We start from the raw sequence: 14,235 nt of genomic DNA on the forward strand, positions 1-14,235 counted from the left end.
ACAGGAATACTATGAGTCTGAATTTCCTTGATTTCGAACAGCCGATTGCTGAGCTGGAAGCGAAAATCGATTCTCTGACCGCCGTTGGCCGTCAGGATGAAAAACTGGATATTAATATCGACGAAGAAGTGCATCGTCTGCGTGAAAAAAGCGTTGAGCTGACACGTAAAATTTTCGCCGATCTTGGCGCATGGCAGGTCGCGCAGTTGGCTCGCCATCCGCTGCGTCCATACACCCTGGATTATGTCCGCCTGGCTTTCGACGAGTTCGACGAACTGGCTGGCGATCGTGCTTACGCTGACGATAAAGCCATCGTTGGCGGTATTGCGCGTCTGGATGGGCGTCCGGTGATGATCATCGGCCACCAGAAAGGCCGCGAAACCAAAGAGAAAATCCGCCGTAACTTCGGTATGCCGGCACCGGAAGGCTATCGCAAAGCGCTGCGCCTGATGGAAATGGCAGAACGCTTCAACATGCCGATCATTACCTTTATCGACACGCCGGGTGCTTATCCGGGCGTGGGCGCGGAAGAGCGTGGTCAGTCTGAAGCGATCGCGCGTAACCTGCGTGAAATGTCCCGTCTGAACGTGCCGGTTATCTGCACCGTGATCGGCGAAGGCGGCTCCGGCGGCGCACTGGCGATTGGCGTGGGCGATAAAGTGAATATGCTACAGTACAGCACCTATTCTGTTATCTCCCCGGAAGGCTGCGCATCAATTCTGTGGAAAAGCGCTGACAAAGCACCGCTGGCTGCCGAAGCGATGGGGATTATCGCCCCGCGTCTGAAAGAGCTGAAACTGATCGACTCGATCATCCCGGAACCGCTGGGCGGCGCTCACCGTAACCCGGAAACCATGGCAGCGTCGGTGAAAGCGCAACTGCTGGCCGATCTGGCCGATCTGGATGTGCTGAGCAAAGACGATCTGCGTAACCGCCGTTACCAGCGTCTGATGAGCTACGGCTACGCCTGATCCTCATCCCACTCTGAAAAGCCGCACCGCTGTGCGGCTTTTTTTATACCTGCCGTTTAGCTCAACTATGCTTAGCTAAGGTTTTTAACGGAGGTAGCTGGTGAATATTATTGCCATCATGGGACCACATGGCGTTTTCTATAAAGATGAGCCAATTAAGGAGCTGGAGCAGGCATTACAGGCCCAGGGTTTTCAACTTATCTGGCCGCAAAACAGCACCGATTTACTGAAATTTATCGAACACAACCCGCGCATCTGCGGCGTTATCTTTGACTGGGACGAGTACTCCCTCGATCTGTGCAGCGAAATCAATCAGCTTAACGAATATCTCCCGCTGTACGCCTTTATCAACACCCACTCGACGATGGACGTCAGCATCCAGGATATGCGTATGGCGTTGTGGTTTTTCGAGTATGCGCTGGGCGTGTCCGAGGATATAGCTACGCGTATCGGCCAGTACACCCGCGAGTACCTGGAAACCATTACGCCACCGTTTACCCGCGCGCTGTTTACCTATGTTAAAGAGGGCAAATATACCTTTTGTACGCCGGGGCATATGGCGGGTACGGCTTATCAGAAAAGCCCGGTTGGCTGCCTGTTTTACGATTTTTTCGGCGGCAATACATTAAAAGCGGATGTCTCTATTTCAGTCACGGAGTTGGGCTCGTTACTGGATCACACTGGCCCGCATCTGGAAGCCGAAGAGTATATCGCCCGCACCTTTGGCGCGGAGCAGAGCTACATGGTGACCAACGGTACGTCCACGTCGAATAAAATCGTTGGCATGTACGCCGCTCCGGCGGGCAGCACATTGCTCATTGACCGTAACTGCCATAAGTCACTGGCGCATCTGCTGATGATGAGCGACGTTACGCCGCTATGGCTGAAACCAGGGCGCAATGCACTGGGAATTTTGGGCGGTATTCCACGCCGTGAATTTACCCATGCCAGCATCGAACAGAAGGTGGCAAAAACGGCGGGCGCGCACTGGCCGGTACACGCCGTGATCACTAACTCCACCTATGACGGACTGTTGTATAACACCGACTGGATCAAAAAGACGCTGGATGTGCCGTCGATCCACTTCGATTCTGCCTGGGTTCCTTATACCAATTTCCACCCGATCTACGCCGGGAAAAGCGGTATGAGCGGCGAGCGGGTGCCGGGAAAAGTGTTCTTTGAAACGCAGTCGACGCACAAAATGCTGGCGGCATTTTCGCAGGCGTCGCTGATTCATATTAAAGGTGAATATGATGAAGATACCTTTAACGAAGCATTTATGATGCACACCACCACTTCGCCGAGTTACCCGCTGGTGGCCTCTATCGAAACGGCGGCTGCGATGCTGCGCGGTAATCCCGGCAAACGTCTGATTAACCGTTCCGTCGAGCGCGCGCTGCATTTCCGTAAAGAAGTTCAGCGGCTGAAAGATGAAGCCGATGGCTGGTTCTTTGATATCTGGCAGCCAGAAGAGATCGAAGAGGCGGACTGCTGGCCGGTTGCGCCCGGCGAAGCGTGGCACGGTTTCCGCGATGCGGATGCCGACCATATGTTTCTCGATCCGGTTAAAGTGACCATTCTGACGCCGGGGATGGACGAGCAGGGGAATATGAGCGATGACGGGATCCCGGCGGCGCTGGTGGCGAAGTTTCTTGATGAGCGCGGCGTGGTGGTCGAGAAAACCGGGCCCTATAATTTGCTGTTCCTGTTTAGTATTGGCATTGATAAAACCCGCGCGATGGGTTTGCTGCGTGGGTTGATGGAGTTTAAACGCGCTTACGATCTGAACCTGCGCGTGAAGAATATGCTGCCGGATCTCTACGCCGAGGATCCGGATTTCTACCGCAATATGCGCATTCAGGATCTGGCGCAGGGGATCCATAAGCTCATCCGCCAGCACGATCTCCCTCGTTTAATGCTGCAAGCGTTTGATGTGTTACCGGAAATGAAGCTGACGCCGCACCAGGCCTGGCAGCGGCAAATTCAGGGCGAGGTGGAAACCATTGAACTTGAGCGGCTAATTGGGCGGATTTCGGCGAATATGATCCTGCCTTATCCGCCAGGCGTGCCGCTGGTAATGCCCGGTGAAATGATCACCGAAGCCAGCCGGGCCGTGCTGGATTTCCTGTTGATGCTCTGCGCTATTGGCCGCCACTATCCCGGTTTTGAGACAGATATTCATGGCGCGAAGCGGGACGAAGAGGGCGTTTATCGGGTACGAGTCCTAAAAGCCCGCTGAGCTATTGCGGGTAAACACCGGCAGGCGTAACGTTCTGGCATTCAGAAAAGGAGAGACTATGCTGGGTTTAAAACAGGTTCATCATATTGCCATCATTGCTACGGACTACGCGAAGAGCAAAGCGTTTTACTGCGATATTCTGGGGTTTACGCTGCAAAGCGAGGTCTATCGCGAAGCACGTGATTCATGGAAAGGCGACCTGGCGCTGAACGGCCAGTATGTGATTGAGCTGTTTTCTTTCCCGTTCCCGCCTGCGCGCCCCAGCCGGCCAGAAGCCTGCGGGCTGCGCCATCTGGCGTTTAGCGTTGATGACATCGACAAGGCAGTGGCGCATCTGGCTGCTCATGGTGTGCGGTGCGAAGAAATCCGTATCGATCCCTGCACCGATAAACGCTTCACCTTCTTTAGCGATCCCGATGGCCTGCCGCTGGAGCTTTACCAGCAGTAATACTTGCCACTTCCGCTAATGCCCGGTAACGTGCCGGGCATTACCCCGTTTTGAAAATCGCTATGACCACGCCCTTTTTTGCATCAATGCCGACCACATCGCGCCAGTTTCTGGTGGCGTTTAGTGGTGGGCTGGATTCGACGGTCCTGCTGCATAAATTGATGCTTTGGCGTCAGCAATTACCCGAACTCAGGCTGCGCGCCATCCATATTCATCACGGGCTTAGTCCGCACGCCGATGCATGGGGGGAGCATTGTGAGGATATTTGCGCGCGCTGGCAGATCCCGCTTAGCATCGTTCGTGTTCAAGTGGTGAATAACGGGGAAGGAATCGAAGCGCAGGCGCGAAATGCGCGTTATCAGGCGTTTGCGGATGCATTGATGCCTGGTGAAGTGCTGGTGACGGCTCAGCATCTGGACGATCAATGCGAGACGTTCCTGCTGGCGTTAAAGCGCGGCAGCGGGCCTGCCGGGCTGGCGGCCATGCCAGCAAGTATGCCTTTTGCCGGAACCCAGCTTATTCGTCCGTTACTGACACAAACTCGTGATGAGCTGCATCAGTGGGCGCTTCACCATGCGCTGTCATGGATTGAGGATGAAAGTAACGCCGACGCCAGCTTTGATCGCAATTTTTTGCGCTTGCAGGTTTTACCGGTGCTGGCGGCGCGCTGGCCGCATTTTGCCGACGCTGCTGCGCGTAGTGCCGCACTGTGTGGTGAGCAAGAGCAGTTACTTGATGAGTTACTGGCAGAGGAACTTGATGCGGCGACGACGGCTGAAGGGGCGCTGGAACTTGCCCCTCTTTACAGGCTAAGCGATGCGCGGCGTCGGGCGCTGCTGCGCCGCTGGCTGGCGCAGCGCGGTGCGGCTATGCCGTCACGCGCCATGCTCGATCGTTTGTGGCAGGAAGTGGCGCTGGCGCGTGAAGATGCTTCGCCGTGTTTGCGCCTGGGCGAATTTGAGGTACGTCGTTATCAGTCGAGCTTGTGGTGGATCCGCGCCATTGACAGTCAGCGCGATACGCAACTGCCGTGGGTTGCGCCTTTCGAACCGCTAACACTACCGGCAGGTCTTGGCGAGTTGTCGCTATTGGCGGGTGGAGACATTCGCCCCCCCAATACTGAAGAGGCGGTTTCGATCCGTTTTCAGGCACCCGGTATGTTGCATATCGTTGGACGCAGCGGCGGACGCAAGCTGAAGAAAATCTGGCAGGAACTGGGTGTGGCGCCCTGGCGACGCGATACCACGCCGCTGCTGTTTTATGGCGAAACGTTGATGGCGGCAGCGGGGCTATTCGTTACGCGAGAAGGGGCGAAAAGCGTGGAGCAAACGGGCGTACGACTTGAGTGGCGAAGATAACGGGCAACTGGCGCTGCCCGCAAAATGTCAGGACTCGCTCACCACAACGGTGCCGATTTCAGGATGGCTGAAGCTGGCAATTTTATCGAGACGCAGTTCGCGCGCGGCGCCTGCGACATCAACCACCAGATACTCCACATTTTTACGTGAGACTAAATCGTTGGCTTTGGCGCTGAGCACCTCACCGTCTTTCATTTCCAGCTTCAATAAAAGATGATGCTGGCAGGCGAGTTCAAGGTTGTCATAGTCATCACAGTTGATGGGTTGATAGGCATCATTCATTGACATAATCGCTCACCAGTAAGTTCGCGGCAGCATACGCCGCCTTTTCCCTGACCGACTCTGAAAGGGTGTCATCCGACGCCATTTCATTCAGCACTTTCAACACGCACCCCAGCGCATCCGGGATATACCCTAAATCTCCGCTGGCGATTTCCGCATAACGTCTGCGTACTAACTCACAATAATTGTTCACATCACCTCCTGTCAGCAACCTGACTTTACTGTGAGATAACACTAAGCCTACGAAGTTAAACTCTGTTTAGCAAGGTGACTATACCACAGCTTATTCGTCATTATCAGGGCGATGAATACCCACTGCGACAAGAGATAACAGCGCTTTATGCTTATATTCGCTACAATAGCGACCATTTTATGAAGGAGCGGTGATATGGCATTAAAAGCGACAATTTATAAAGCGACGGTGAACGTTGCCGATTTGGATCGTAATCAGTTTTTAGATGCAACGCTGACGCTGGCTCGCCATCCTTCCGAGACGCAAGAACGCATGATGCTGCGCCTGCTGGCGTGGATGAAATACGCGGATGAACGCCTGCAATTTACCCGCGGTCTCAGCGCTGACGATGAACCGGAACTCTGGTTACGCAATGATTATCTGGGTATCGATTTGTGGATTGAGCTGGGCCTGCCGGATGAAAAACGGCTAAAGAAAGCCTGCTCACAGGCGAAAGAGGTGGCGCTTTTTACCTATAATTCACGCGCGGCGCAGATCTGGTGGCAGCAGAATCAGTCGCGCTGTTCGGCATTTAGTAATCTGAGCGTCTGGTATCTGGATGATGCGCAACTGGCCGGTTTGAGTGCGTTTGCCAGCGATCGCACCATGACGCTGCAAGCGACTTTGCAGGATGGCGCTATCTGGTTATCAGATGAGAGTCAGAACCTGGAGATCCACCTTGAAGCCTGGCAGCAGCCGCAATGATTGAGATCTCCCGTTCGGTCTCCATTGCTGACGAAGAGCTGGAAATCACGGCTGTGCGGTCGCAGGGCGCGGGCGGGCAACATGTCAATAAGAGCTCAACGGCGATCCACCTGCGTTTTGACATCCGGGCTTCAAGCCTGCCAGAGTATTACAAAGCGCGTTTACTGGAAGCGTCGCACCATCTGATCAGCAGCGAAGGCTGGGTGGTGATAAAAGCACAGGAATATCGCAGCCAGGAGATGAACCGCGAAGCGGCAATCGCTCGCCTGGTGGCGTTAATTAAAGAATTAACCGTTGTGCAAAAGAGCCGTCGGGCAACGCGCCCAACCCGCGCGTCGAAAGAGCGCCGGTTATCGGGCAAGGCGCAAAAGTCGTCGGTAAAAGCGTTACGCGGTAAAGTTCGTGGCCATGAAGGCTGACGGGTACTAACAGAATTGGGCATAAGGAATCGGGTGTGAAAAAAGCGATTTTATCTGTGCTGGCAGGGTGTACGCTCTTTGCGCTTTTCGGATGTAACAACCGTGGCGACGTTGAGACGGTGCAGCCAGCACACGTTGAAGAATTGAAACCAATGCAGCAAAGCTGGCGCGGTGTTTTGCCCTGCGCGGATTGCGAAGGCATTGAAACCTCTCTGTTTCTGGATAAAGACGGTAGCTGGGTGATGAACCAGCGCTATCAGGGAGGAAAAGCGCCCGCGGTGTTTGCCACTTATGGGAACTGGGCGCGCACGGCGGATAAACTGATCCTCACCGATACACACGGTGATAAAACCTTTTTCCGCGCCAAAGGTGAGGCGCTGGAAATGCTCGATCAGCAAGGCAATCCCATTACTTCTCAGCTCAACTATACGTTACAGCCGGTAAAAGCCGCGCTACCGGCAACGCCAATGGCGATGCGCGGCATGTATATGTACATGGCTGATGCGGCGATATTTACCGATTGTGCAACCGGCAAGAAGGTAACTGTTGCCAGCAATGCGCAGCTTGAGCGCGACTATGCGGCAGCGCGTGGAACAGAAACCAAACCGATTCTGCTGGTGGTCGAAGGGCATTTCACCGTTGAGCCAAACCCGGACACCGGTGCGGCGCAAAAAATGCTGGTAACGAATAAGCGCGGTAAGTTTAGCCCCAATAAAGGCTGTGATGATTAAGCGTTAGCAGCGCAAAACCCGCCTTCACAGAAGGCGGTATGCTTTATCGTGAAGAGCATGCGAAACCTGCGTTTACGATGAAACCTCTGTTGGTCATGCTTGATTTAAACGCAGCAATAATGAGGCAGCGCCAAAGCCAGATGCCCGTCACGTGGTATTTCGGTAGTTATAAAAAAGCCCCGCAGAGCGGGGCTTTTTGTTGGGGCGCTTAGCCTTTGATGGCTTTGACCAGATAATCGAGGATATCCCCGGTTTTGATCAGCTGCTTCTCGCCATTGCGACGGTATTTATATTCGATATCGTCGTTGTCGAGGTTGCGATCGCCAATCACCACCGTGTGCGGGATACCGATCAGTTCCATATCGGCAAACATCACACCCGGGCGCTCTTTACGATCGTCCATCAGCACTTCAATGCCTTGCGCACGCAGCTCGGCGTAGAGTTTCTCCGCCAGCTCCTGCACGCGATAAGATTTGTGCATGTTCATTGGCAGCAGCGCGACCTGGAACGGCGCAATCGCGTCAGGCCAGATGATCCCGCGCTCGTCGTTGTTCTGCTCAATGGCCGCAGCCACTACGCGCGTTACACCGATACCGTAGCAACCCATGGTCAGGATCTGGTTGCGGCCATCTTCGCCCTGAACGGCGGCGTTCAGCGCCTGGGAGTACTTGGTGCCCAACTGGAAGATGTGACCGACTTCAATACCGCGTTTGATAAGCAGCGTACCTTTGCCATCCGGGCTCGGATCGCCGGCAACAACATTACGGATATCTGCCACTTCCGGGGTCGCCACATCGCGATCCCAGTTGATGCCAAAGTAGTGTTTGCCGTCAATATTCGCGCCAGCAGAGAAATCGCTCATCGCTGCAACAGTACGGTCAATGACGACCGGAACCGGCATATTCACCGGGCCGAGCGAGCCAGGGCCTGCGTTCACTACCGCGCGGATTTCCGCTTCGGTGGCGAAGGTCAACGGCGCGGCAACCTGCGGCAGTTTTTCCGCTTTAACTTCGTTCAGCTCATGATCGCCGCGTACCAGCAGCGCAACCAGCGGGGAGCTGCTGCCTTCAACGGCTTTAACCAGCAGGGTTTTCACGGTTTTTTCAATCGGCAGGTTGAACTGCTCAACCAGCTCAGCGATGGTTTTGGCGTTCGGCGTGTCAACCAGCGTCATTTCCTGCGTTGCTGCAGCGCGCGGTTCTTTTGGTGCCAGCGCTTCGGCAAACTCAATGTTGGCGGCAAAATCGGAAGAGTCAGAGAAGATCACATCATCTTCACCGCTCTGCGCCAGCACCTGGAATTCATGCGAGGCGCTACCGCCGATCGAACCGGTATCCGCCTGTACTGCGCGGAAATCCAGACCCATACGGCTGAAGATTTTGCTGTAGGCGGCGTACATTGCATCGTACGTCTCCTGCAACGATTCCTGAGAGGTATGGAAAGAGTAGGCATCTTTCATCAGGAATTCGCGTGAGCGCATGACGCCAAAACGCGGGCGCACTTCATCACGGAACTTGGTCTGGATCTGGAAGAAGTTCAGCGGCAACTGTTTGTAGGAGTTCAGCTCGTTACGAATCAGGTCGGTGATCACTTCTTCATGCGTTGGGCCGAGGACAAACGGACGATCGCCGCGATCGACAAAACGCAGCAGTTCCGGGCCATATTGCTCCCAGCGACCGCTTTCCTGCCACAGGTCTGCGGGCTGCACTACTGGCATGGACACCTCAATCGCACCGGCGTTATTCATCTCTTCACGCACGATGTTTTCGACTTTTTTCAGAACGCGCAAACCGGTTGGCAGCCAGGTGTATAACCCGGAGGCCAGTTTGCGGATCATCCCGGCGCGCAGCATCAGCTGATGGCTGATGACTTCGGCGTCGGCAGGCGTCTCCTTCAGAGTGGAGAGCAAGTATTGGCTAGTACGCATGTTGTTACGGTTCCATTTGGACAATCGGAACAGGCCTAAGACAGGCCTGACACAGAAAAAAGTGGTTTAGTTTATCAGCCTGGCGGAGATGCCAAAAGAGAGGGGGATAAAATTAGCGCGCTTCGAGCGCAAACACTTCAAAGCCGCCATCGGTTACGCGCCAGCGCACGTTAAAATCCAACAGCCAGACGGCGTAGGTTTTTCCCTGTTCTTCCCCTTTCTTATAAGCCGGGCGCGGATCCTGCGCCAGCACTTCACGCAGGAAGGTTTTGAAATGCGGGTAGCGCTTTTCAAGCCCAATAAGCTGCGCTTCAACATCCGGTGTAAAGGTGACGGCGACATCAGCAGGAGGCGCCTGTTGTGCGTAGCTGGCTTGCGCGTGCGGCAAGGCTTCAACAAACGGCAGATAGGGCTTGATATCCACCACCGGCGTGCCATCGACCAGATCAAGACTGCCAAGTTGTAAAATCACCTGATCTTTCTGACAGCGGATGCCGTGTAATTCAACCAGCGACATGCCGATCGGGTTAGGGCGGAAGGTCGAACGCGTAGCGAACACACCCATTCTGGCGTTTCCTCCCAGCCGGGGCGGGCGCACGGTTGGTCGCCAGCCGCCTTCCATCGTTTGATGAAACACGAAAAGCACCCACAGATGGCTGAACTCTTCAAGGCCACGCACGGCATCGGGCTGGTTATAAGGAGGAAGCAAGTGAAGTTCGCCGCCGCCGTGTTTCACCAGGCCTGGCTGGCGCGGTACGGCAAACTTCTCTTTATACGGTGAGCGGATAACGCCGATTTGCTCGAAAGCAAATGTACTCATTTGGATGAGATATTCAGTGCAGAACCTACGCAAACTGCCTGACGGTAGCAGCCCGGCGTGCCGCTGGTCACTTCGCAGCTGTGCTGCAGAACCGCGTTAGCTTTCAGCTTAGATGCATTGATTTGCATGCGTTTACGCGCGGTAGGGATATTCGGCGGCGAGTCCTGATTGCTGGCCTGGCAGGATTCACCGGTGACTTCGCCCAGATCGCGGAATGGTTTACCCACCAGTTCAGTGGCATCCGTAATAACCCGTACAAGGGCAGGACGCGTGACCTTCGGTTTCTCCGGTTCTACTTTTGGCGCCACAGCGGTGCTTTTTACAGGTTCGACAGGAGATCTGCTTAGCAAGGAGCAGCCACTTAACATGAGTGCTAATAAACAGATCGGTAAAGCACGCATAATATATCCTCGAAGTAATTTTCTTAACGCCGCTTATTGAATCAGGCGCGTGCACAAATGACAAGGCGGGCTTGCGCCCGCCTTGAATGATATTACAGACTGAGGAGATTACCAGCCTTTCACTGCGCCGCCGTTGAAGACTTTATTTGCCGCTTCGCTGACTTCGTCAGACTGATAAGCCTGGACGAATTTCTTCACGTTTTCCGCGTCTTTGTTATCTTCGCGCGCGACGATCAGGTTGACGTACGGGGAGTCTTTATCTTCAACGAAGATGCCGTCTTTTTCCGGCGTCAGGCCAATCTGGCTGGCGTAAGTGGTGTTGATAACCGCCAGAGCAATCTGCGCATCGTCCAGTGAACGCGGCAGTTGCGGGGCTTCCAGTTCAACAATCTTCAGGTTTTTCGGGTTTTCGGTGATATCCAGCACGGATGGCAGCAGACCCACGCCATCTTTCAGTTTGATAAGTCCTTGTTTTTGCAGCAACAGCAGGGAACGGCCAAGGTTGGTTGGGTCGTTCGGAACAGCTACCTGAGAACCATCCTGCAACTCAGACAGAGCTTTGATTTTTTTGGAGTAGCCAGCGATCGGGTAAACGAAAGTGTTGCCGACCGGAACCAGTTTGAAGCCACGGTCTTTGATCTGCTGATCCAGATACGGTTTATGCTGGAAGGCGTTCGCGTCAATGTCGCCTTTACTCAGCGCTTCGTTCGGCAGCACGTAGTCGTTAAAGGTAACCAGCTCAACGTCCAGGCCATATTTCTCTTTTGCGACTTTCTGCGCAACTTCAGCAACTTGCTGTTCGGCACCCACAATCACACCGACTTTGATGTGATTCGGATCTTTTTCGTCCTGGCCGCAACCTGCCAGTGCCAGAGAACCCAGCAGAGCACCAACTGCTGCAAAGGTCTTGAATTTAAAAGCCATGATATTTTCCTTTCTAGCTGAGTCGTTATGTTGTGTGTAACGTTATTTATGCGTCACAGCCCGGACGATACGATCGCCAGCGAACTGAATTAAGTAAACCAGAACCACGAGCAATATCAGTACGGTATTCATCACTAATGGATTGTAGGTCACGTAGCCATATTGGATACCCAACTGACCTAAACCACCCGCACCGACGGCACCGCCCATTGCGGAGTAACCCACCAGAGTAATCAGCGTAATGGTCGCCGCGTTGATCAGCCCCGGCAGCGCTTCTGGCAGCAGAACTTTGCGAATGATCTGCATGGGTGTTGCGCCCATTGCGCGTGATGCTTCGATCAGACCCGCAGGAAGCTCCAGCAGAGTATTCTCTACCATGCGGGCAATAAACGGTGCGGCGCCTACGGTCAGTGGAACGATAACCGCATACAGACCAATAGATGTGCCAACAATCACGCGGGTGAAAGGAATCATCCACACCAGCAAAATGATAAACGGGATGGAGCGGAAAATATTCACCAGTGCGGAAATCACGCGATACAACCCCGGGTTTTGCATGATCTGACCCGGACGCGTCACATACAGCAGCACACCGAACGGCAGACCGACGATAAAACCCAGCAAGCCTGAAGCAAAGGTCATAAATAATGTTTCCCAGATGCTGCGGGCAAAAAGCCACATCATTGCCTCAGACATAACCGAGTACCTCTACTTTTACATGGTGTTCTTGCAGCCAGGCGATCGCCGCCTGCGTATCCTCAGCGGTACCGTGCATTTCAGTCAGCATAATGCCGAACTTCACGCCGCCCGCGTAATCCATCTGCGCGCTAATAATATTGTTGTTCACGTTAAAACGACGCGCCGTTTCCGACAGCAGCGGGGCATCGACGGATTGACCGGTAAACTCCATCCGCAGCATCGGTACGCTGTCCGTTTGCGGCTGCGCCTGTAAGCGTTGCAGGTAATCTTCCGGAATATCCAGGTGCAGTGTGGACTGGATAAACTGCTGCGCCAGCGGTGTTTTCGGATGGGAGAACACTTCGCTCACCGTATCCTGTTCAATCAGCTCACCGTTGCTGATCACTGCCACGCAATCACAAATGCGTTTTACCACATCCATTTCATGCGTAATGAGCAGAATGGTCAGCCCGAGGCGACGGTTAATGTCCTTCAGCAGTTCAAGAATAGAACGTGTTGTGGCCGGATCCAGTGCGCTGGTGGCTTCATCACATAACAACACTTTCGGGTTGCTGGCCAGCGCACGAGCAATGGCGACGCGCTGTTTTTGCCCGCCGGAAAGATTGGCCGGGTAGCTGTCGTGCTTATCTGCCAGACCCACCAGATCGAGGAGTTCTGTTACCCGGCGATTGATCTCTTCGCGCGAGGTGTTATCCAGCTCCAGCGGTAAAGCAACGTTACCGAAAACGGTTCGCGAAGAGAGCAGGTTGAAGTGCTGGAAGATCATGCCAATTTGGCGGCGCGCTTTGGTTAATTCCGCTTCTGACAGCTGTGTCAGATCCTGACCGTCAACCAGAACGCTGCCCTGCGATGGGCGTTCAAGCAAGTTCACGCAGCGGATAAGCGTACTTTTCCCCGCACCTGACGCGCCAATAACGCCATAAATCTGGCCAGCAGGAACGTGCAGGCTAACGTTGTTCAGCGCCTGAATCGTACGGTTCCCTTGCTGGAACACTTTGGTGATATTCGAAAGTTTAATCATTAGATTATTTTTATCGTATGAGAGTTAGCCGTGGCATTTTCTTCTGCCGTTTACGACTTCCAGCCGTAAACAGAGCGGATGGTAAGGCATCCAGACGTCTAAATCAATGTCACTCAACAACGATGAGCACTTTCCTGTGTAGCGAAACATGAGATACTAAGAACATATGCCTTTTTCAGGAGCAAACCCGTGGCAAAGTCTGTACCCGCTATTTTTCTCGATCGTGATGGCACTATTAATGTTGATCACGGCTATGTCCATGAGATCGACGAATTCGAATTTATTGATGGCGTTATTGACGCCATGCGCGAACTGAAAGAAATGGGTTATGCGTTGGTGCTGGTGACTAACCAGTCTGGTATTGCGCGCGGGAAATTCACCGAAGCGCAGTTTGAAACGTTAACCGAATGGATGGACTGGTCTTTAGCCGATCGCGGCGTTGATTTGGATGGCATCTACTATTGCCCGCATCACCCGCAGGGAACAGTGGAAGAGTTCCGCCAGGTTTGTGACTGCCGTAAACCGCACCCGGGCATGCTCATCTCGGCGCGCGATTTTCTGCACATTGATATGGCCGCTTCTTATATGGTTGGCGATAAGCTGGAAGATATGCAGGCGGCATCTGCCGCACAGGTAGGAACAAAAGTACTGGTACGCACCGGTAAATCTGTTACGTCGGAAGCTGAAAAGAGTGCTGATTGGGTGATTAATAGCCTCGCGGAGCTGCCTGCAGCCATTAAAAAGCACCAAAAATAGCCTTTATGACGAAAAGATGAGCGGTTGAAATAAAAATGCATTTTTCCGCTTGTCATTCAGCTCGGGCTCCCTATAATGCGCCTCCATCGACACGGCAGATGTGAATCACTTCACACAAACAGCTGGTTCGGTTGAAGAGAAAAAATCCTGAAAATCAGGGTTGACTCTGAAAGAGGAAAGCGTAATATACGCCACCTCGCGACAGAGCGCTGAAGCGCGTCGCACCTGCTCTTTAACAATTTATCAGACAATCTGTGTGGGCACTCAGGGTGACTGGATTCTTGACGTCCTCGGACGAAAAA

The 14,235-nt window shown here is 53.7% G+C and carries 16 protein-coding genes; 8 read left to right on the top strand and 8 right to left on the bottom strand.

Features of this window, described 5'->3' with window-relative positions:
* Nucleotides 1–11: 11 nt before the first annotated feature.
* The 4 genes from accA (at nt 12) to tilS (ending at nt 5,016) form a co-directional block, all read left to right on the top strand.
* On the top strand, nt 12–971 hold the full coding sequence (accA, locus tag ACFX4U_RS15565; RefSeq protein ID WP_349350624.1) for an acetyl-CoA carboxylase carboxyl transferase subunit alpha: 960 nt from the start codon (nt 12–14) through the stop codon (nt 969–971).
* A gap of 100 nt (nt 972–1,071) precedes the next feature.
* Entirely contained in the window at nt 1,072–3,210 is a 2,139-nt protein-coding gene (locus ACFX4U_RS15570; protein ID WP_313510680.1) for a lysine decarboxylase LdcC, read from the top strand.
* A gap of 58 nt (nt 3,211–3,268) precedes the next feature.
* Entirely contained in the window at nt 3,269–3,658 is a 390-nt protein-coding gene (locus tag ACFX4U_RS15575; protein ID WP_305737063.1) for a VOC family protein, read from the top strand.
* Between the two features lie 62 nt (nt 3,659–3,720).
* A complete protein-coding gene (gene tilS, locus ACFX4U_RS15580) occupies nt 3,721–5,016 on the top strand; it encodes a tRNA lysidine(34) synthetase TilS (RefSeq protein ID WP_313510678.1) in 1,296 nt (431 codons plus the stop codon).
* Nucleotides 5,017–5,043: 27 nt separating this feature from the next.
* Here tilS and rof read toward each other — a convergent pair whose 3' ends face one another.
* Nucleotides 5,044–5,304, bottom strand: coding sequence for a Rho-binding antiterminator (rof, locus tag ACFX4U_RS15585; protein WP_017458015.1), 261 nt, complete (start codon nt 5,302–5,304; stop codon nt 5,044–5,046).
* On the bottom strand, nt 5,291–5,491 hold the full coding sequence (locus ACFX4U_RS15590) for a YaeP family protein (RefSeq protein ID WP_017458016.1): 201 nt from the start codon (nt 5,489–5,491) through the stop codon (nt 5,291–5,293). The genes rof and ACFX4U_RS15590 overlap by 14 nt, the downstream gene beginning before the upstream one ends.
* Before the next feature lie 195 nt (nt 5,492–5,686).
* Here ACFX4U_RS15590 and ACFX4U_RS15595 point away from each other — a divergent pair, with 195 nt between their 5' ends.
* The 3 genes from ACFX4U_RS15595 to nlpE are packed head-to-tail and all read left to right on the top strand — an operon-like array spanning nt 5,687 to nt 7,385.
* Nucleotides 5,687–6,235 carry a YaeQ family protein gene (locus ACFX4U_RS15595; RefSeq protein WP_305737061.1) on the top strand — a complete coding sequence of 183 codons (549 nt, stop codon included), beginning with the start codon at nt 5,687–5,689 and terminating at the stop codon, nt 6,233–6,235.
* A complete protein-coding gene (gene arfB / locus ACFX4U_RS15600) occupies nt 6,232–6,654 on the top strand; it encodes an alternative ribosome rescue aminoacyl-tRNA hydrolase ArfB (RefSeq protein ID WP_249880796.1) in 423 nt (140 codons plus the stop codon). The genes ACFX4U_RS15595 and arfB overlap by 4 nt, the downstream gene beginning before the upstream one ends.
* Before the next feature lie 35 nt (nt 6,655–6,689).
* A complete protein-coding gene (nlpE, locus tag ACFX4U_RS15605) occupies nt 6,690–7,385 on the top strand; it encodes an envelope stress response activation lipoprotein NlpE (protein WP_313510671.1) in 696 nt (231 codons plus the stop codon).
* Between the two features lie 208 nt (nt 7,386–7,593).
* Here the strand turns inward: nlpE and proS are convergent, their stop codons facing one another.
* From proS to metN, 6 genes are all read right to left on the bottom strand, one after another.
* Nucleotides 7,594–9,312: a proline--tRNA ligase gene (gene proS, locus ACFX4U_RS15610; RefSeq protein WP_020456624.1), complete on the bottom strand. Its 1,719-nt coding sequence runs from the start codon at nt 9,310–9,312 to the stop codon at nt 7,594–7,596.
* Nucleotides 9,313–9,424: 112 nt separating this feature from the next.
* Entirely contained in the window at nt 9,425–10,132 is a 708-nt protein-coding gene (tsaA, locus tag ACFX4U_RS15615; RefSeq protein ID WP_313510669.1) for a tRNA (N6-threonylcarbamoyladenosine(37)-N6)-methyltransferase TrmO, read from the bottom strand.
* Nucleotides 10,129–10,533, bottom strand: coding sequence for an Rcs stress response system protein RcsF (rcsF, locus tag ACFX4U_RS15620; protein WP_313510667.1), 405 nt, complete (start codon nt 10,531–10,533; stop codon nt 10,129–10,131). Before rcsF ends, tsaA begins: the two co-directional genes overlap by 4 nt.
* Nucleotides 10,534–10,641: 108 nt before the next feature.
* On the bottom strand, nt 10,642–11,457 hold the full coding sequence (gene metQ, locus ACFX4U_RS15625; RefSeq protein WP_200552594.1) for a methionine ABC transporter substrate-binding lipoprotein MetQ: 816 nt from the start codon (nt 11,455–11,457) through the stop codon (nt 10,642–10,644).
* A 42-nt stretch (nt 11,458–11,499) separates the two neighbouring features.
* Nucleotides 11,500–12,153: a methionine ABC transporter permease MetI gene (locus ACFX4U_RS15630; protein WP_017458024.1), complete on the bottom strand. Its 654-nt coding sequence runs from the start codon at nt 12,151–12,153 to the stop codon at nt 11,500–11,502.
* On the bottom strand, nt 12,146–13,177 hold the full coding sequence (gene metN, locus ACFX4U_RS15635; protein WP_305737057.1) for a methionine ABC transporter ATP-binding protein MetN: 1,032 nt from the start codon (nt 13,175–13,177) through the stop codon (nt 12,146–12,148). Before metN ends, ACFX4U_RS15630 begins: the two co-directional genes overlap by 8 nt.
* A 189-nt stretch (nt 13,178–13,366) precedes the next feature.
* Between metN and gmhB the strand changes: the two genes are divergently transcribed.
* Nucleotides 13,367–13,933, top strand: a complete 567-nt coding sequence (gene gmhB / locus ACFX4U_RS15640; protein ID WP_313510662.1) for a D-glycero-beta-D-manno-heptose 1,7-bisphosphate 7-phosphatase — start codon at nt 13,367–13,369, stop codon at nt 13,931–13,933.
* Nucleotides 13,934–14,235: the final 302 nt, after the last annotated feature.

Origin of the sequence: Kosakonia sp. YIM B13588 (assembly GCF_042788165.1) — a bacterium.
Lineage (GTDB): Bacteria > Pseudomonadota > Gammaproteobacteria > Enterobacterales > Enterobacteriaceae > Kosakonia > Kosakonia sacchari.